Origin of the sequence: Marinobacter sp. M1C (assembly GCF_023314135.1) — a bacterium.
Lineage (GTDB): Bacteria > Pseudomonadota > Gammaproteobacteria > Pseudomonadales > Oleiphilaceae > Marinobacter.
On sequence record NZ_CP092289.1, the window covers coordinates 3,092,419 to 3,111,165 of the forward strand.

The 18,747-nt window shown below is 55.3% G+C and carries 19 protein-coding genes; 11 read left to right on the top strand and 8 right to left on the bottom strand.

Annotation, left to right across the window (positions count from 1 at the left end; genetic code table 11):
• Positions 1-30: 30 nt before the first annotated feature.
• The 6 genes from lepA to rpoE all read right to left on the bottom strand — a co-directional run bounded on the left by lepA (position 31) and on the right by rpoE (position 6,348).
• Positions 31-1,833, bottom strand: coding sequence for a translation elongation factor 4 (gene lepA / locus MIH19_RS14465; RefSeq protein WP_249005535.1), 1,803 nt, complete (start codon positions 1,831-1,833; stop codon positions 31-33).
• Positions 1,834-1,964: 131 nt separating this feature from the next.
• Positions 1,965-3,437, bottom strand: coding sequence for a DegQ family serine endoprotease (locus tag MIH19_RS14470; RefSeq protein ID WP_283164057.1), 1,473 nt, complete (start codon positions 3,435-3,437; stop codon positions 1,965-1,967).
• Positions 3,438-3,548: 111 nt separating this feature from the next.
• Positions 3,549-3,998 carry a SoxR reducing system RseC family protein gene (locus MIH19_RS14475; protein WP_249005536.1) on the bottom strand — a complete coding sequence of 150 codons (450 nt, stop codon included), beginning with the start codon at positions 3,996-3,998 and terminating at the stop codon, positions 3,549-3,551.
• Positions 3,995-5,050, bottom strand: a complete 1,056-nt coding sequence (locus tag MIH19_RS14480) for a MucB/RseB C-terminal domain-containing protein (protein WP_249009013.1) — start codon at positions 5,048-5,050, stop codon at positions 3,995-3,997. Before MIH19_RS14480 ends, MIH19_RS14475 begins: the two co-directional genes overlap by 4 nt.
• Before the next feature lie 30 nt (positions 5,051-5,080).
• Positions 5,081-5,650 carry a sigma-E factor negative regulatory protein gene (locus tag MIH19_RS14485; RefSeq protein WP_249005537.1) on the bottom strand — a complete coding sequence of 190 codons (570 nt, stop codon included), beginning with the start codon at positions 5,648-5,650 and terminating at the stop codon, positions 5,081-5,083.
• Positions 5,651-5,661: 11 nt separating this feature from the next.
• On the bottom strand, positions 5,662-6,348 hold the full coding sequence (rpoE, locus tag MIH19_RS14490; RefSeq protein WP_283164120.1) for an RNA polymerase sigma factor RpoE: 687 nt from the start codon (positions 6,346-6,348) through the stop codon (positions 5,662-5,664).
• Positions 6,349-6,489: 141 nt separating this feature from the next.
• On the opposite strand from rpoE, the gene nadB reads away from it, so the two are divergent.
• The 11 genes from nadB to MIH19_RS14545 all read left to right on the top strand — a co-directional run bounded on the left by nadB (position 6,490) and on the right by MIH19_RS14545 (position 16,105).
• Positions 6,490-8,094 carry an L-aspartate oxidase gene (gene nadB / locus MIH19_RS14495; protein WP_249005538.1) on the top strand — a complete coding sequence of 535 codons (1,605 nt, stop codon included), beginning with the start codon at positions 6,490-6,492 and terminating at the stop codon, positions 8,092-8,094.
• Positions 8,095-8,150: 56 nt separating this feature from the next.
• Positions 8,151-8,423 (top strand): succinate dehydrogenase assembly factor 2, encoded by a 273-nt coding sequence (locus tag MIH19_RS14500; protein ID WP_249005539.1) that lies wholly within the window; start codon positions 8,151-8,153, stop codon positions 8,421-8,423.
• Positions 8,407-8,865 (top strand): hypothetical protein, encoded by a 459-nt coding sequence (locus tag MIH19_RS14505; protein WP_249005540.1) that lies wholly within the window; start codon positions 8,407-8,409, stop codon positions 8,863-8,865. Before MIH19_RS14500 ends, MIH19_RS14505 begins: the two co-directional genes overlap by 17 nt.
• A 31-nt stretch (positions 8,866-8,896) precedes the next feature.
• Positions 8,897-9,949 carry a folate-binding protein gene (locus tag MIH19_RS14510; RefSeq protein ID WP_249005541.1) on the top strand — a complete coding sequence of 351 codons (1,053 nt, stop codon included), beginning with the start codon at positions 8,897-8,899 and terminating at the stop codon, positions 9,947-9,949.
• A gap of 121 nt (positions 9,950-10,070) precedes the next feature.
• On the top strand, positions 10,071-10,898 hold the full coding sequence (locus tag MIH19_RS14515; RefSeq protein ID WP_249005542.1) for an HDOD domain-containing protein: 828 nt from the start codon (positions 10,071-10,073) through the stop codon (positions 10,896-10,898).
• A gap of 289 nt (positions 10,899-11,187) precedes the next feature.
• Positions 11,188-13,050 carry a DUF2235 domain-containing protein gene (locus MIH19_RS14520; protein WP_249018598.1) on the top strand — a complete coding sequence of 621 codons (1,863 nt, stop codon included), beginning with the start codon at positions 11,188-11,190 and terminating at the stop codon, positions 13,048-13,050.
• 62 nt (positions 13,051-13,112) lie between these two features.
• The gene (locus tag MIH19_RS14525) at positions 13,113-13,658 is read left to right on the top strand and encodes a DUF2931 family protein (RefSeq protein ID WP_249018557.1); all 546 of its coding nucleotides are present in this window, start codon (positions 13,113-13,115) and stop codon (positions 13,656-13,658) included.
• The gene (locus MIH19_RS14530) at positions 13,652-14,272 is read left to right on the top strand and encodes a hypothetical protein (RefSeq protein ID WP_249018599.1); all 621 of its coding nucleotides are present in this window, start codon (positions 13,652-13,654) and stop codon (positions 14,270-14,272) included. The genes MIH19_RS14525 and MIH19_RS14530 overlap by 7 nt, the downstream gene beginning before the upstream one ends.
• Positions 14,269-14,880, top strand: coding sequence for a DUF2931 family protein (locus MIH19_RS14535; protein ID WP_249018559.1), 612 nt, complete (start codon positions 14,269-14,271; stop codon positions 14,878-14,880). Before MIH19_RS14530 ends, MIH19_RS14535 begins: the two co-directional genes overlap by 4 nt.
• Positions 14,874-15,464 (top strand): DUF2235 domain-containing protein, encoded by a 591-nt coding sequence (locus MIH19_RS14540; RefSeq protein ID WP_249005545.1) that lies wholly within the window; start codon positions 14,874-14,876, stop codon positions 15,462-15,464. Before MIH19_RS14535 ends, MIH19_RS14540 begins: the two co-directional genes overlap by 7 nt.
• A gap of 26 nt (positions 15,465-15,490) precedes the next feature.
• Positions 15,491-16,105 carry a DUF2931 family protein gene (locus tag MIH19_RS14545; RefSeq protein WP_249005546.1) on the top strand — a complete coding sequence of 205 codons (615 nt, stop codon included), beginning with the start codon at positions 15,491-15,493 and terminating at the stop codon, positions 16,103-16,105.
• Positions 16,106-16,472: 367 nt separating this feature from the next.
• Here the strand turns inward: MIH19_RS14545 and ung are convergent, their stop codons facing one another.
• Together ung and lysS are read right to left on the bottom strand one after the other, a co-directional pair.
• On the bottom strand, positions 16,473-17,180 hold the full coding sequence (ung, locus tag MIH19_RS14550) for a uracil-DNA glycosylase (protein ID WP_249005547.1): 708 nt from the start codon (positions 17,178-17,180) through the stop codon (positions 16,473-16,475).
• A gap of 3 nt (positions 17,181-17,183) precedes the next feature.
• The gene (lysS, locus tag MIH19_RS14555) at positions 17,184-18,728 is read right to left on the bottom strand and encodes a lysine--tRNA ligase (RefSeq protein WP_249005548.1); all 1,545 of its coding nucleotides are present in this window, start codon (positions 18,726-18,728) and stop codon (positions 17,184-17,186) included.
• Positions 18,729-18,747: the final 19 nt, after the last annotated feature.

Here is an 18,747-nt window from a genome sequence, read left to right on the forward strand (position 1 = left end):
CTTATCAGATGCCTAATTTTTGTCGATTTTCTAGTTGTCGATTTTCAATACCGCTAGAAACGCGTCTTGGGGCACTTCCACATTACCCACTTGCTTCATGCGTTTTTTACCGTCTTTCTGCTTTTGCAGCAGTTTCTTTTTGCGACTGACATCGCCGCCGTAACATTTAGCGGTCACGTTCTTACGCAAGGCTTTCACCGTCACTCGTGACACTACCTGGTTGCCGATCGCCGCCTGAATGGCAATATCAAACATCTGCCGCGGAATCAGCTCTTTCATTTTTTCCACCAGTTGACGGCCTTTGTGATTCGCCAGTTCACGGTGAACAATCAAGGCCAGAGCATCCACCCGCTCACCGTTGATCAGCACGTCCAGGCGCACAAGATTGGCCGCCTGAAACCGAATGAAGTGGTAATCCAGTGAAGCGAAGCCTCGGCTGACGGACTTTAACCGGTCGAAAAAGTCGAGAACCACTTCGGCCATGGGCAGCTCATAGGTGAGCTGCACCTGCCTGGTGGTGAAGTGCATACTTTTTTGTACGCCGCGTTTTTGCTCGCACAGGGCAATCACATTTCCCAAATGCTCTTGCGGCACCAAAATGTTGGCTTGCACAATGGGCTCACGCATTTCCTCAATTGAGCCAATATCCGGCAACTTTGAGGGGCTGTCTACCGATAATGTCTCACCCAGCTTAGTGAGCACTTCATAGATAACCGTGGGCGCAGTAGTGACCAGGTCAATATCGTATTCACGCTCTAGCCGCTCCTGAATAATTTCCATGTGCAGCATGCCCAGGAAACCACAGCGAAAACCAAAGCCCAATGCGTCGGAGCTTTCCGGCTCGAAAAACAAGGACGCGTCATTCAGCGTCAGTTTATCCAAAGCATCACGGAAATCGTTGTAATCGTCGGAGCTGACCGGAAATAGACCGGCGTATACCTGCGGCTGAATTTTTTTAAAACCCGGCAGCCTGGAGGTTTCGTCGGCAAATTTGTGATGCACGATGGTATCGCCCACCGGCGCACCGTGAATAGCTTTGATCCCGGCAACCACAAAACCTACATCACCGGCTTCCAGAATGTTGGTGTCGTAAGGCTTTGGGTTAAAAATACCCACTTTGTCCGCATTCCAAGCCTTGCCCGTCGACTTAATAACAATTTTTTCGCCCTTTCTCAGCACGCCCTGGGTCACGCGCACCAGCGACACAACGCCCAGATAATTATCAAACCAAGAGTCGATAATCAGTGCCTGCAGCGGCGCCGAACGATCACCTGTTGGCGGTGGAATTTTCTGGATCAGATCTTCCAGAACGTCTTCCACACCCATGCCGCTCTTTGCCGAGCAGCGCACGGCGCTGCTGGCGTCTATGCCAATGATGTCTTCGATTTCGGCGGCTACCCGCTCCGGTTCTGCCTGCGGCAAGTCCATCTTATTTAGCACCGGCACCACTTCCAGACCCTGCTCAATGGCGGTATAGCAGTTGGCCACCGACTGAGCTTCAACGCCCTGCCCGGCATCCACCACCAGCAGCGCGCCTTCGCACGCGTAGAGTGAACGCGACACTTCGTAGGAAAAGTCTACGTGCCCTGGCGTATCAATAAAGTTGAGTTTGTAAACCTGGCCGTCACGAGCGGTGTAATTCAGCGTCACGCACTGCGCTTTGATAGTAATACCGCGTTCACGCTCAATATCCATGGAGTCAAGCACCTGTTCCGCCATTTCACGGGAGGACAGGCCACCGCAAGTCTGGATAAACCGGTCTGCGAGTGTGGATTTGCCATGGTCAATGTGGGCGATAATAGAAAAGTTACGGATTCGGCTCAGTTCAGTCACAGACAATGAATACTCGTATAAGACACAGGATTGAGCCCGAGGAGGGCCGCTGCCGGATCCGGCAACGGCAAGATTTTACAGTTTACCGGCCGCCATTGCCATTGCTGTCGGCGGCCGGGTTTGAGGAGGTGTTAAGGTTTCATAACCAGATAGAGCGCACGACCCTGACGCACTACGCGCACTGGCACGGCGCGATCGTCGGCCAGATTGCCGGCAATGTTGCGGAAGTCCGCCACCGACGTCACCGCTTTGCGATCGATTTCAGTGATCACGTCATTGGGGCGTATGCCTGCGTCGAAAGCAGCGCCACCCTGAACATCCGCGACTAATACGCCGGCAATGATGCCCTGGGCATTGGTCATGCTAGCCGGCAGCGGCTCAACGCTCAGGCCGAATAGCGACGAAGCACTATCGCCCGGGACTACGGGGCTCTGCGCCTGGGCGTCACGCTCATCCGGAAGCTGACCAATTTTAACATCAATAGCCATTTCGTTGCCGCCACGCAGTACCGTCAAACGCGCTGACTCACCAATCGGCGTGCGCCCTACCATCGGCGGCAACTCAGCTGACAGCTGCAATTCTTCGCCGTCATAGGCCAGCACAATATCACCAGACTGCAAGCCAGCAGCTTCCGCCGGTGAACCACCAAGCACTTCGGCAACCAGCGCGCCGCGCGGACGCTTCAAGCCAAAACTCTCGGCCAGATCACGGTTCACTTCCTGAATAAGCACGCCCAACCAACCACGGGATACGCTGCCATTGTCGCGAATCTGGCGGAACACGCTCATGGCGTCATCGATGGGAATGGCGAAAGAAACCCCCATAAAACCTCCGGAACGGGTATAAATCTGGGAGTTAATGCCAATCACATCGCCGTCCATGTTGAACAACGGCCCGCCGGAATTACCGGGATTAATAGCGACATCGGTCTGAATAAAAGGCACGTAGTTTTCGCTTGGCAGGGAGCGGCCAAGAGCGCTGACGATGCCGGCGGTGACGGTATAGTCAAAGCCGAAGGGTGAACCGATGGCAAAAACCCACTCGCCCACTTTCAAATCTTTCGATTTGCCCACCTGAACGACAGGCAGGTCGTCACCATTTTCAATTTTCAACACGGCCATATCCGAGCGCGGATCCGTGCCAATAAGGCGCGCGGGCAGTTCACGGCGGTCGTTCAAGCGTACAATAATTTCGTCAGCGCCCTCCACTACGTGATTGTTGGTCAGCACGTAGCCATCGCGGGACACGATAAAACCAGAGCCCATAGACTGGATTGGCTGGGCGCGGCCACCGTGGGGATTACCGGAGCCAGGACCACGAAAAAAATCCTGAAAAAACTCTGGCATCTGCTCAAGCTGGCGCTCGTCAAAAGGCAGATTTTGGAAACGGCTTGTATTTTCCGGCGCTGCCGAGGTTGTGCTGATATTCACCACCGCACCGGCATTATCTTCCACCAGTTCTGTAAAATCAGGCAGGCCACGGGCTTGGGTAGCTTGGCTCCATACCACCAGTACCATCAAAACAGTGGCCAGCAACGCAGCCCACATCAAAGAAACGAAATTGGTGGACTGCCTGGCAGCCACAACCGAGGGTGTTTTTGGCATTGAGCAACTCCCGTAATGAGTTCCGAGCTGACCTAAACGGCCAGCGAACAGTATTAGCAAATGTGTGTGAGGGCACTTCCCGTTATTTCAATATACGAGCACTAGAAGAAATTATAACGCTTGGGTAGGGACGTTCTTATTAACCTTCATTAAGTGTGGCTGATAATCACCGGGCATGCGGCGCTGCCAAAGCTTTGCGACTAAAAAGCCCGCGCCCAAGCCAAGGCCAGCGGCCAAGATAGCTACGCCGTCGCTGCCCGGCACCAGCTGGTTTGCAGCCATGCTCGCAGCGACCATCAACAGCAGCGGTAACGCATACACCAATAGCGACGCCTGCAATAGCGCCTGTTCCGCAATGCCCAGAGTGACATCGTCGCCCACACCCGCGTGCAGGCTGTTCAGAACCTGCACTTGATTGGCGCGGCCACCGCTGGCAGCCGCCAACACGCGCTGGCCGCAGCCACTGCGGGCGGAACAACTCTGGCACGCGCTCTGGCGAATGGTTTGCACCCAGACGGTGTTGCCAGACACCGCTACCACTCGACCGCTTTCGGTGATCATCGGCTCGCGCCCTGATGCTCGATCAGGCTTGCGGTGGCGCTATCAACATTAGCACTATCAACCGCAGCGCTGTCAAAACGCACCGACTCTGCCACTTTACGGGCGGTGATCGGAGGCACCTCGCCGACCACCGAGATCAATACCTGGCGACCGTCTGACTGCACCGGCCGCAAATACACCGTGGTAGCACCAATGCGCGATGCACCTGTCGGCATGTCCAAACTAGCAATGTCTTCTACAAACACTGAAAAAGCCGCCAAACCATCACTGAACGCAATCACCTGGCGTTTATCCGATCGCGGCGTAGCCGCAGGCTCAAAACCCGCGGGCACCCAATCCAGCGACCAACCTTGCAAGCGGGTCACCAGCTCGGTGACGGAATTTGAAGGTTCAAGGCTCATGGTACTGGTCTTATTCTTGTCTGCCGTTGTTATCTGAAGCTCGCTGTCGACAATATCATCGGTGATATCAAGACTGGTGAACTGGAAATGCTCCAGGATCTGGTCGTCGGCGTTACGGGTTTGGCTTTTTACCAGCAGGCCGGTCTCTTTTTCCAGCCACAAGCGATAGCTATAGCGGTAAGGATCATTAGCGGTCAAGGCGATTTTTACAGCGGCGTAACCTGCTACGCGGCCCTCTCCCAGCATTTGCGCCTGGTACCAGCGCGTCGCAGGCAATAGCTGATCACTAAACGAATCAGCCAGCGGCCCGGAAGGAATAATAGCATCTAGTATGACAGTATCTTGGGCTGGCAACACGCAAACAACCTCCATGTCACGACGCACAATTTCGCCGCTGCCGCCGTCCTGAATAACCAGTCTTTCCTCAACCATACTGCCGTTGTAGCGGTGAGCCACTTGCATGGAATGCACCTGCTGGCCGCGGCCGTACACAAACACTCCCCGGTAGGAGGTCATGTTCATGGCCGGGCCCAGGCGCTGCAACCACTTGACCGCTTCTGCGCTATTGGCCGTTTGGGGCTGTGCCTCGGTCGACTGTGCCGCAGCCGGCATCCACAACCCCATAACCGTAAGGGCCAGGAAAAAACGCAACCATGCTGAGCCTGCCTGCCCGTTCACGATTTAGTAACCCCCCGCATCGGCGCTGACCAGACGCGCATAGCCCACCGAGCCGCGACCGGCACCCACGCTGTTATGCTGGGCGTGTTCCAGTAGATAACGGTGAATCTGCTGCCGCTGTCTGTCATCCAGGCCCTGCAGCGATACTTCGCTGACCGAAGCAACCGTTGCAGCCGCGTTTGGCTCCGTTGAGGCCGGAGCAGCAATCAGCTCCGGCTCGCCGGCGCTTTGCCAGCCCGAACCAGCGCCAAAACCCACCACCAGCGCCATCGCTATCATGGCCACTGCGGGCCAGTGCCATCGCTGACGACTTGTTGCCCTTATCGCATTGTGCTCTGACGTAGGCGCCCCGCCGTCAAGGCGCTGCCAAACACCGGCACTAACATCGGCGGCCGGCGAAACCGAGTCGGCTGCGGCGCCCGTGCCATGCATCAGGTCGTGAATGTGCTGCCAGCGTTGCCACTGGCCGCGCACCTCATCCTGATCGGAAAAGGACAGCAAACGCCGCACAGCGAGTTCGTCTGCTTCGTCGTCCATCATGGCCGACAGGGTTTCTCTGAGACGATCATCCATGGGATGCAACCTCAATTGCTTGCAGAATGGTTGAGCAAGGGGCCAAGATGACGGTCAACCGCATCTCGGGCCCGAAAAATACGGGAACGCACCGTGCCAATCGGGCATTCCAATATGCGGGCAATGTCTTCGTAACTCAGGCCGTCGTATTCGCGCAGCAGAAACGCCGAACGCAATTCTTCCGGCAGTGCGTCTATGGCTTTATTCAACGCCTGCTGCAACTGGTCGCGCTGCAGCAGCTTCTCTGGCGAGGCGATATCTCGCAGGCGCTGGCCATCGTCGTAGTTTTCCGCGTCTGCCGAATCTGCGCTACCCAGAGGGCGCCGACTGCGCGCTTCCAGATAATTTTTGGCTGTATTAACCGCTATGCGATAAAGCCAAGTGTAAAATGCGCTGTCACCACGAAAACGGTCAATAGCGCGAAAGGCTTTAACGAAAGTTTCTTGAGTAAGATCCATCACTTCGTGGCTATCGAATACATAGCGGCTGATGATAGACGCCACTCGCGACTGGTATTTCAGCACTAGCAAATCAAAGGCAGCACGGTCGCCATTGCGTACCTTGCGCACCAACTGCAAGTCAGTCTGGCTGTCGCCCTGGTCGGGGGCTGTCTGATCTATACTGGACGTCATGGACGGTTTGCCGGCACTCGCTGGTTCGGTGGCCTGAGTTCCGGCCTGCTTGAGAATGGAATGCATCATGCTGCTGCCTGGCGTCCGTTAATGGAGTCTTCGGGAAAAATGACCGCTTAAAAGCGACTTCCCGGTTCTGGCAAATGGACAGCGAGCACAAAGTTTAGTTCAATACACACCCACATTATGGCCTGCGATACCAACCCAATGCCACAATCCTTCGAGTTCGATGTACTGGTGATCGGCAGTGGAGCTGCCGGTTTGACAGTGGCTCTGAATCTGCCACCCCATTTGCAAGTCTGCGTCCTCAGCAAAGCGGCCATCAGCAGTGGCGCCACGCTTTGGGCCCAGGGCGGAATTGCGGCGGTTCTTGACGGGGAAGACTCCGTTGAAAACCACATCCAGGACACCCTGGACGCCGGAGCAGGCCTTTGCCACAAAGACGCTGTGCGCTTTACTGTAGAGCACAGCAAAGCCAGCGTTGACTGGCTGGTTGATTCCGGCGTGGACTTCACTCGCGATAACAACGCCGCTTTCCACCTGACGCGCGAAGGCGGCCACAGCCATCGCCGCATTATCCACGCTGCAGATGCCACCGGGCAGGCGGTATCTACCACTCTGGTGGCCCGGGCCGAAGCACGGGCAAATATCACGCTGATGTCCGGCCGGGTGGCGGTAGACCTGATCACCAATCGCAAACTGTCGCTGCCAGGCAATCGTTGCGTGGGCGCCTACGTGTTGAAACTGGATGACAATCACGTTGAACTGATTCGTGCCCGCTTCACGGTAATCGCCACCGGCGGGGCCTCCAAGGCCTACCGCTACACCACCAACCCAGACGGTGCGTCTGGTGACGGCATCGCTATGGCCTGGCGTGCTGGCTGCCGTGTCGCCAATATGGAATTCAACCAGTTTCACCCTACCTGCCTGTACCACCCCCACGCCAAATCGTTTCTGATCAGCGAAGCTCTGCGCGGCGAAGGCGGGCACTTGAAGTTGCCGGATGGCAGCCGCTTTATGGACCGTTTCGACAGTCGTGCCGAACTGGCACCCAGAGACATTGTTGCCCGTGCCATCGATCACGAGATGAAACGCCTGGGCGTAGACCACGTATATCTGGACATCAGCCACAAGCCGGCAGATTTTATAAAACATCACTTCCCAACCATTTACGAAACCTGCCTGACCTATGGCATTGATATCACCTGCGAGCCAATTCCAGTGGTGCCTGCGGCTCATTACACCTGCGGCGGCATCATTAGCGACCAGCGCGCCAGAACCGATATCAACCAGCTTTACGTGGTCGGCGAAGCCGCTTTTACCGGCCTGCACGGTGCCAACCGCATGGCCAGCAACTCTCTGCTGGAATGCCTGGTGTATGGCCGCGCTGCCGCGGAAGACATTACCCGCCGGGAAGCCGACATACCGGCCGTGCCAGACGTTCCGGAGTGGGATGAAAGCCAGGTTCGTGATTCTGATGAAGACGTAGTCATTTCCCACAACTGGGACGAACTGCGCCATTTTATGTGGGACTATGTCGGCATAGTTCGCACCACGAAGCGCTTGCAGCGTGCCAAGCACCGAGTCGATTTGCTGTCTCGGGAAATTGGCGATTTTTACAGTAATTACCGGGTATCCAACGATTTGCTGGAACTGCGCAATCTGGTTACCGTGGCAGATCTTATTATTTGTTCGGCGCTGCAAAGACACGAAAGCCGTGGGCTTCACTACACCCTGGATTATCCGGCGATGCAGGCAGAAGCCGGTGACACCGTATTGGTACCCACCACTTACCGTACCTCTGCGCCCTGATATCCCAATATGAGTGATATCAGGTAGTACTAAACCTACAACTGACAGGATGCGTTATGTCTGAAACTCAAGTCACTTCCAACTCGCCCGAATTCAAGCGCTTATGGTGGCACAGCCGCCGCGGCATGCTAGAGCTAGACAATCTTCTGGTGCCATTTCTGGAACAGGCATACTGTGATTTGAACCCAGATGACCAAGCCCGCTATGAAAAACTGCTGACCTGTGAAGACAACGACATGTTCGAGTGGTTTATGCAACGCAACAAGTCTGACGACCCGGACCTGCAGCGCATCGTTGAGGTTATTCTGAAACGTGTCCAGCCGAATTGATATCAGACTGCGCCCAACCGGGCTGGTGGGTGCTATCGCCGCCCTACCTTGGTTGGTGCTAGCGGGTTTTGTGAGTTTGCTGTCCACTGATGGCCATGTATGGTTGCTGGCGATGGTTCCTTTAGCTGCCGTTGGTACGTTTTATGCCGTTAGCAGCCATGGCTTGCTGCTAGGGCAACATTGCGTGGTTGGATTGCGCCTTCATGACGGCCAACTGTGGGCCTTACACCACGACAACGCGGCGGTCGCCGTCAATCCGGGCCCTGGCAGCCGCATTGGCGCCCGCTTCAGTGTTCTGCAATTACGCCAAGCCCACAGCAACCGCTATTACACAACGGTATTGCTGCTCAGCGGCGGCCGTGGCAACCTGCCCTCAGACGATGCGCGCAGTTTGCGCCTGTGGCTGAGGCTCGGGCAAAAACCTATACCCGCCACCGTTTGACCCCATTTGCATTTGTTTTGCGGAGCTTGTAATGAGTGATACCACCACCTACCCATCAGTTGACAGCCCAATTGCACCCTCCACTGGCCCCTCCATTGCAAACGGGATAGCAGAGCAACCACTGCCAGAAAACAACTGGGCAGAGCTGAGTGACCGACTGATGCTGACGGTCAGCGGGGCTGGCACCGAGAAATTTTTGCAAGGCCAGTTCAGCCAGAACGTGAGCGAAGTCACCGCGGGTAAGTCCCTGCATGCAGCCGCCAGTAATCGCAAAGGCCGGGCCTACGCCCTAGTGCGTATGTTGCGCCACGATGACGATATTCTGATGGACTTTAGCCGCGAGCTGGCGGATGCCACTGAGGCCGAGCTGCGCAAATATTTGATGCTGTTTCGCGGCACCACTATGGCCCGCCTGGATGACAGCAAAATCATCGGCATCTTTGGCAGTGAACTGGCACAGGCGGTGGCGGGTGACCAGGCTTCGCTAGTTACCGATCTGCGGCAACCCGGGGACACCCTGACCACTGGCCACGGCCATCTTATTTTGCTGGAACCGTCCATCGAAGGCCCTGCGCGCTATGAGCTCTGGTCACCGGACGGCGCCTTACCCGATGTACTCCAAACCAAACGTCAATGCAGCCTGGCTACCTGGCAAGCCGGACAAATTGCCGCCGGGGTGCCATGGTTGACCAGCGCAACCGCCGGCGCCTACGTACCACAAATGCTGAACTGGCAACATTTGGGAGGCGTCCACTTCAAAAAAGGCTGTTACACCGGCCAAGAAGTTATTGCGCGCATGCACTTTCTCGGGCAGCTGAAAAAGAGCCTTTACCGGCTGACCGTTACCGCCGATCCAGAACCGGCCGTTGGCGACGCTATCAGCAATGGCGAACGCAACGTGGGCGAAGTGGTCAATATTTTGCAGACCGGGCCGCAGCAATATCATTTGCTTGCGGTCATTCGCCATGACGCCGCAAACGGCCCACTAACACTGGAAGACAGCGCCGATGCCAACATACAGCTGTGCCCGCTGCCATACGCGGTGCCGGAACGCGAACAGCCGCATAAGACGGCAGATACATAATGTGACAGGCAAGCGTCGCTGAATTTGCTATAAACTAATCGACGATGCGGATACCCAACAGGCCACAGGCCCGCGCTTCATCGCTTAACCGCTTAATTGCTCAACCGGATCTGATCACCCTATGTCGAACATCGCTGACACCATCAAGAACGATCTGATTACTGCCATCAACAGCGACAAGCTGGTACTGCCCACACTGCCCGAAGCTGCGCTTAAAGTTCGTGATATCGCACAGTCTGAAGACTCGGCAATCATAGATCTGGTCAAAGTAATCAGCAACGATACAGCGTTGTCTGCGCGCCTTATTCGCGTTTGTAACAGCCCGTTGTTCCGCGGAAATCGCTCGATCGAGAACCTGAATATGGCGGTAAGCCGCCTGGGTATGACCTACACCAGCAGCCTGGCCATGGGCCTGGCCATGGAGCAGATGTTTCAGGCCACCTCGGATATGATCGACAAACGCATGCGCGCGACCTGGCAGGCCAGCATAGAAGTCGCTGGTATTTGTCACGTTCTGGCCCAGAATTACACACGTCTTAAGCCCGAACAGGCCACCTTGGCGGGCATGGTGCACTTGATTGGCATGCTGCCGATACTGCGCTATATCGAAGACAATGACATCCAAATAAGCGGCATTGTGCTGGATGAAATCATTGCTGAACTGCACCCGCAGATTGGCGCCATTATCCTCAAGCGCTGGGATTTCCCCGCCGACCTGCAAGATGTTCCGTTACTTTATAATCAGTTCGACCGAAGCCCTGCCAAGGCTGATTACAGCGATCTGGTGATGATAGCAAATTTGCAGAGGGTTGCCGGGACCGATCACCCCTGGGCTCAGATGGACTGGAGCACCATTAGCGCGTTTGAACGGCTTGGGCTGGACCCAGACGGAAGTGACGATGAAAACCTGGACGCCCAGATGGCGGCCGCCATGGCGATGCTGCAATAGTTAGTGTTTATTCGGAAACATGAATTTTCAGCCAGTTCAACTCACCTTTGGACGTGGAACTGAGCTGAGTACATTCAAAAAATCGGAGGCGGCTAAATAACGATCCGTTTGGCCGTTACGTTATCAGTTCGTCCAACTATAAGGTTATAGGGGTGCATTTTGTGGCCGGAAAGAATTTCTTTTCGGGCTGGTGATGGTGTCTCAACAAAAAAATGTATAGGCTTCTATCGTCTTAAGACAAGCCGGTTTTCGGAGTAAAACCGGTGTTCACCCAAGGAAGGAATATCTCATGAGCAACCTCATGGTCGCCTGCGTTGGCGACACCCACGTTTGCCCCATCCCCGGCCACGGCAGCAGTCCCATTATTGCGAACGGCGCGACCGCAAGCGTGGATGGCGTACCCATCGCCCGGGTGGGCGATGCCTGCGGCTGCGGTGCCGTGATCGTTCAGGGCTATCCACTGGCCCTGCTGGACGGCCGCCCCCTTGCCCACATGGGCAGCCCTACCTCCCACGGTGGCCAGATCATCACCGGCAAACCCCGTGTCCTATTAGGCGTAGCCACCTTCACGGCACCGGTGGTGGATTTCGCCAAGGCTGGCGCCTTGAACAGCCAGGGCCAACTGACCCCGGAAGCTGAACAGGCGCTGAACAAAGACCCTTTCGGCTTTGTTGAGTGGGCCAAAGCCAAAGGCGCACTGGTAGACGAAGGCCTGGAAGGTGCGACCCCGGAAGAAATCGAAGCTTCGAAGCGCTATTCAGAAGGCCGGTCTGACCTGCGTGCCAAAGTGACCGTTGAAGCCGGCGTGTTCTTCGACGGCACCGGCAACAGCATCGGTAACACCGGTGCCTTTGAGCGAAAAGTAGATGAATGCTTGACCGCTCAGGCAGCAGGAGCCATCAGTGAGGAAACCTGCAGCGCTGAAATCTCGCAACTGATGGAGGGGAGCTATCTTAATGCTGAGACCAATGTGGCAAAGCTCCACACGCTCTATCAACCCTTGTCCACCGACACGGTCACCGTAGAGAATCACCGTATTCCCGTATACGTCTCGGGCGTTGGCACCAAATCCGGTAAAGAGGACGATGTCTGGGCCATGGGGACTGGCATGGGGGAGCGAGGCGTTCTCGCCAAAATCGAATCAGGCTGTAAGAATTTAGCCGAAGAAATATATAAGAATGCGGGTACTCGGATAGATAACCTTGTTTTGGATGTTTTCGGCTTTAGCCGGGGCGCGGCCACCGCCCGGCATTTTGTGAACGAAGTGCAGGATGGCGTTGGTGGTGCGTTGGGCCAAGCATTTCAGGAGCAGGGCATTGCCTGGCCAAAAAACGTCACCATTCGTTTCTTGGGGCTGTTTGATACCGTCGCAGCAGTTGTAGACGTGCGGAGTGGCGACTTTTCAGCTCACAATGCCAACAATGGTGACGTGCGTGTAAATATCACCCCCGACGCGGCTCAGAGAGCCGTACACCTGACCGCCCGGGACGAATGGCGTTACAACTTCTCTCTCAACAGCCTGCGCGGGCCGGATGGCAGCCTGCCGGGTCATTTTAACGAGTGGGTACTGCCCGGGGCGCACTCCGACATTGGCGGTGGCTACCCCGAAAATTTCCACGAACACATTAAAGTAGTCCAGTCCCGTAAGTTCCTCGGCCACCACCCCAGAGAAAGCTATGAGTACGCAACAGTACTGATGGAGCGCAGGCAGCTGATTGATCAAGGTTGGCTGGGGCCAAATAACCCTGAAGCCACGTTAACGGTTGAAGAAGCCTACCGGCGGAGGCTAAAAGAAGGCGAAGTCGAATTGCAGTTCCAACTCTGGCTGGACCGGCGAGTACAGGCCGAGTATTCCCGTGTAGCCCTGCGGCAAATGTATCGGTTGGCGAAAGATGCGGGTGTGCCACTTGACCCGGTAGACCCTGCCGATCCGGATATCATCTTGCCGGATGAACTCCAATCTATAGCTGCCCAGATCACCCGTCACATCAACGAAGGTCATCCACTGCAATTAATGCCCAAAGAAGAAGCCTTACTTCGCCAACGCTACATTCATCACTCGGCCCATTATCAGACCGCCGGACCACTTTTTCCATTCAAACCCGCACCCGGTGGCATGCGGAACATCCATCCAAACAGGGGACTCAAATGATGAGAAGACTCGTAGTGCTTGTAACAGTAATCTGCACGAGCCTACTGTTAAGTGGCTGCTCCGTGGCGAGCACTCCCAAATGGGATCGCCCTGTAACGTACGGCGTTCGAGTAGCTGTCCCACGTCATTACGACGCCTGGGTCAAAAGATTACGGTTTGAAGCGACAGGTGAGCGAGCCTGGTGGTGGCCGGTTGGCATCACCAATTGTTGCTGGAAAGATCTGGGGAGAGGCGGTGGCGAACTGGAACCCATGCCCGATTATATCCACGTAACCTGGTTTTCCTTTGCCGAACAGCAATCCTATACCCGGCTGATCCACATCCCTGACCCGGATGCCTTGCGCGAGCGCATGGAACAACCCGCACCCGTGCACAAGTGGGGCAAACTACATAACTTGCCCCGATATGACTTGGTTCTGGGGCTTGCTCCTGGTGGCACAGTCGTCCTATGGATTATGAATTGGGGTGAAACCGCCATCGAAGTGGGACGCTATAAAGCAGTCAAAATAGACACTCACCCTGAGTATTATGAGAAGAGAACTGAACGCTATTTATCGGATAATGGCTCCTATCTCAAGGAGCACGGCCTTCAGCTTGACCGATGGTAAAGATGGTTTTCTACCGGCGCGCGTGGGTGCTGCCCGGGGCGCACTCCGACATTGGCGGTGGCTACCCCGAAAATTTCCACGAACACATTAAAGTAGCCCAGTCCCGTAAGTTCCTCGGCCGCCACCCCAGAGAAAGCTATGAGTACGCAACAGTACTGATGGAGCGCAGGCAGTTGATTGATCAAGGTTGGCTGGGGCCAAATAACCCTGAAGCCACGTTAACGGTTGAAGAAGCCTACCGGCGGAGGCTAAAAGAAGGCGAAGTCGAATTGCAGTTCCAACTCTGGCTGGACCGGCGAGTACAGGCCGAGTATTCCCGTGTAGCCCTGCGGCAAATGTATCGGCTGGCAAAAGATGCGGGGGTGCCGTTTGACACATTGAACCCTGCCTTGGAGGAATATGCCCTGCCCGACGAACTCCAACCCATCGCCACCCAGATCACTTGTCACATCAACGAAGGTCAGCCACTGCAATTGTCTATGCAGGAAGAAGCTCTGCTTCGCCAACGCTACATCCACCACTCGGCCCATTATCAGACCGCCGGACCACTTTTTCCATTCAAACCCGCACCCGGTGGCGTGCGGGGCGTGTATCCAAATAGGGGCTTCAAATGATCAGAAAGCTCGTAATGCTTGCAACAGTACTCTGCACAAGTGCCCTGTCAGGTGGCTGCACTCTAGCGGGCACTCCCAAATGGGATTACCCGGTTACGTACGATGTTCGAGTGGCTGTCCCACGCCATTACGACGCCTGGGTCAAGACATTACAGTTTGAAGCGACAGGTGAGCGAGCTTGGTGGTGGCCGGTTGGCATCACCGGCTGTTGCTGGAAAAGTCCAGGAACAGGGGAGGGCGAACTGGAACCCATGCCCGATTATATCCACGTAACGTGGTTTTCCTTTGCCGAACAGCAATCCTATACCCGGCTGATCCACATCCTTGACCCGGATGCCTTGCGCGAGCGAATGGAGCAGCCAGCACCTGTATACAAGTGGGGAAAACTACACAACTTACCCCGATACAACTTGGTTCTGGGGCTTGCTCCTGGTGGCACAGTCGTCCTATGGATTATGAATTGGGGTGAAACCGCCATCGAAGTGGGACGCTATAAAGCAGTCAAAATAGACACTCACCCTGAGTATTATGAGAAGAGAACTGAACGCTATTTATCGGATAATGGCTCCTATCTCAAGGAGCACGGCCTTCAGCTTGACCGATGGTAAAGATGGTTTTCTACCGGCGCGCGTGGGTGCTGCCCGGGGCGCACTCCGACATTGGCGGTGGCTACCCCGAAAATTTCCACGAACACATTAAAGTAGCCCAGTCCCGTAAGTTCCTCGGCCGCCACCCCAGAGAAAGCTATGAGTACGCAACAGTACTGATGGAGCGCAGGCAGTTGATTGATCAAGGTTGGCTGGGGCCAAATAACCCTGAAGCCACGTTAACGGTTGAAGAAGCCTACCGGCGGAGGCTAAAAGAAAGCGAAGTCGAATTGCAGTTCCAACTCTGGCTGGACCGGCGAGTACAAGCCAAATATTCCCGTGTAGCCCTGCGGCAAATGTATCGGTTGGCGAAAGATGCGGGTGTGCCGTTTGACACATTGAACCCTGCCTTGGAGGAATATGCCCTGCCCGACGAACTGAAACCCATCGCCACCCAGATCACCCATCACATCAACGAAGGTCATCCACTGCAATTAATGCCCAAAGAAGAAGCCTTACTTCGCCAACGCTACATTCACCACTCGGCCCATTATCAGACCGCCGGACCACTTTTCCCATTCAAACCCGCACCCGGTGGCGTGTGAAACATCCATCCAAACAGGGGGCTCAAATGATGAAGAGGTTCGTGATGTTTGCAACGATACTCTTTATGAGTGCGTTGTCGGGCGGCTGCTCCATAGCGAGCACTCCCAAATGGGATCGCCCTGTAACGTATCAGCTCCAGGTCATCGCGCCCCGGCACTACGATGTCTGGGGAAAATCTCTGGAATTGGAGGCGTCCGGCGAGCGAGCCTGGTGGTGGCCAGTAGGCATCACCACTTGCTGTTGGAATAGTCCGGGGTTGAGTAACGGTCCCGAGCTGGAACCCATGCCCGACTATATTTACATCAGTTGGTTTTCACTTGCCGAACAGCAGTCTTACGCCAGACTTATCCACATACCCGACCCGGAAGCCTTGCGTGAGCGTATGGAGCAACCTGCTCCGGTTCAGAGAAAAGGCAAGACCGTCAACATGCCACGTGACACGCTGGTTCTGGGGCTCGCCCCCGGGGGCACGGTTGTCCTATGGATTATGAATTGGGGTGAGACCGCCATCGAAGTAGCGCGTTATAAGGCGGTGCCTTTTGACGATGAGAAAAACGACTACTCAATATGGGTTGATGAATACCTGAAAGAGCATGGCGACTATCTCAATCAGCACGGCCTTCAGCTTGACCGTTGGTGAAGATCATAGGCCAACGAATCACGGGAGAGCTCTAATAGTGAGTTGCTCAGTGAAGAGAAAGTACGGGAGGCTTATTTGAGTATGTGATTGCGTGCAGCTGCCGGCTACCAATGAAGCGTTTTTCATCAATCAGATTCTGCCTGTGCCCGATTAGGTCTTTTGTCATCACACCTCTGTCGGTTTCGACCTCCCAATGCGATGACAGCCAGCAACAGATTGCAAGCGAGCATCGTCCTATTATGCTCGTCAGTGGAGAGATCAAATATCTCCAGCCCATCTTCAATATTTGCACCAAGTAGAAAAGGCATTTGGTCATCTGAGGTGGCGCTCAGGCGCTGGCCGTTTCACAAAGCCAAAAAGAGAAAAATCACGAGCGCTGGGGAAGCGCCCAGTCAATAGCGCCAAGACCCTTGTCACCCAGCCATTGATTGGCCCGGGAAAAATGTTGGCAACCAAAAAAACCGCGATAGGCGCTCAGGGGTGATGGATGCGGCGCTTCCAGCACCCGATGTTTTTGATGATCAATACCGCGACCCTTTTTGTGGGCGTAACTGCCCCAAAGCATAAACACCACTCCCTGGGCCTGCTCATTGACTGCTGAGATCACAGAGTTGGTAAATTCTTCCCAGCCCATACCTTGATGCGCACCAGCACGGCCCTGCTCGACGGTTAAGACGCTGTTCAGTAGCAATACGCCCTGGTCGGCCCAGGCCTGCAAACACCCGTGCGCTGACGGCTGTATGCCAAGGTCACTGCGAATCTCTTTAAACATATTCACCAGCGATGGCGGTGTACGAGTACCGGGCAACACCGAAAAGCTCAAACCGTGGGCCTGGCCCGGCCCATGGTAGGGATCCTGCCCCAGAATCACCACTTTCACCTGTCCCAACGGCGTACTGTTCAGCGCGTTAAATACCTGGTGCACCGGTGGGTAAATGTTCTTACCCGCCGCTTCCTCTGCGGCTAAAAACTGCGCCAAAGACGCCATGTACGGCTGCCTGAACTCTTCTGCCAGCTGTTCCGACCAGCCGCGGCCCGGCAGCAGTTGCTGCGCCAGCCCCTGTAGCGGCGTCATCGCTTAGCCTTCGCTCTTTTTGCTGTCCGCTTTGTGTTCCGGGCGCATGGCCGGAAACAGGATAACGTCGCGGATAGAGGCGGAGTTGGTCAGCAACATGGCTAAACGGTCGATACCAATGCCCTCACCCGCGGTGGGAGGCAGGCCGTATTCCAGCGCCATTATGTAATCTTCATCATAGAACATGGCTTCGTCGTCGCCTGCGTCTTTTTCCGCCACCTGGGCGCGGAAACGCTCGGCCTGGTCTTCAGCGTCATTCAACTCAGAGAAGCCGTTAGCAATTTCGCGGCCACCGACAAAGAATTCGAAACGCTCGGTAACAAACGGATTGCTGTCTTTGCAGCGGGCCAACGGTGACACTTCTTTCGGGTACTCGGTAATGAACGTGGGCTGCATCAGGCGGTGCTCGGCGGTTTCCTCGAAAATTTCGATGTGCACTTTACCAAGGCCCCAGCTGTCCTTCACTTTAACGCCCAGGTCTTTCGCCATCTGCCGCGCAAAGGTTTCGTCCGCCAGTTGTTCGGCGCTGACGTTTTCGTTGTAGCGCACAATAGCGTCAACAACGGTCAGCCGATCAAACGTTTTACCAAAGTCGTATTCAATGCTGCTTTCGTTACCGTCGGCGTCAACCGCCGTATTCACCACCAGGCTGGAGCCTAAAACCTGCTCGGCAATGCTGCGCAGCATGTTTTCGGTCAGATCCATCAGGTCGTTGTAGTCGGCGTAGGCCTGGTAAAATTCGACCATGGTAAATTCCGGATTGTGACGGGTAGAAAGCCCCTCGTTACGGAAGTTACGGTTGATTTCGAATACTCTTTCAAAACCGCCCACCACCAGGCGTTTCAGGTACAGCTCCGGGGCAATGCGCAAGTACATATCAATACCCAATGCATTGTGATGGGTCATAAACGGCCGTGCGGCAGCGCCACCGGGAATCACCTGCAACATGGGGGTCTCAACTTCCATGAAGTCACGATCGGCAAAAAACTGGCGCATGACGGTAATGATTTTTGAACGCGCCAGGAATACTCGACGGCTGTCTTCGTTGACCATCAAATCCACATAGCGATGACGATAGCGGGACTCGGTATCGGTCAGGCCTTTGTGTTTTTCCGGCAGCGGGCGCAACGATTTTGTCAGCAGCAGGTAATCATCCATAGTGACGTAAAGGTCGCCCTTGCCCGAGCGCGCCAATATGCCGCGAACCCCGATAATGTCCCCCAGATCCCAGTGCTTTGTGGCCTTTTGCACGTCTTTGGAGGCGTACACCTGAATTCGGCCAGTCACGTCCTGAACTACCTTAAATGCCTTGCGATCCAGCATCATGCGGCCGGCAATGGCCACAGGAATCGCCATGTCTTCCAACTGCTGCTTGCTATAATCCGCGTATTTTTCCAGCAGCTCGGCGGCGGTACTGTCTCTGCGAAAATCGTTGGGAAACGCATTGCCCTGCTCGCGAATATCCGCCAGTTTGGCGCGGCGCTCGGCAATCAGCTTGTTCTCATCAGGCTGGGCATCGGGCTGGGCATTGTGCATTTGTTCAGTCATTTTGGCTCACTGGGAATAG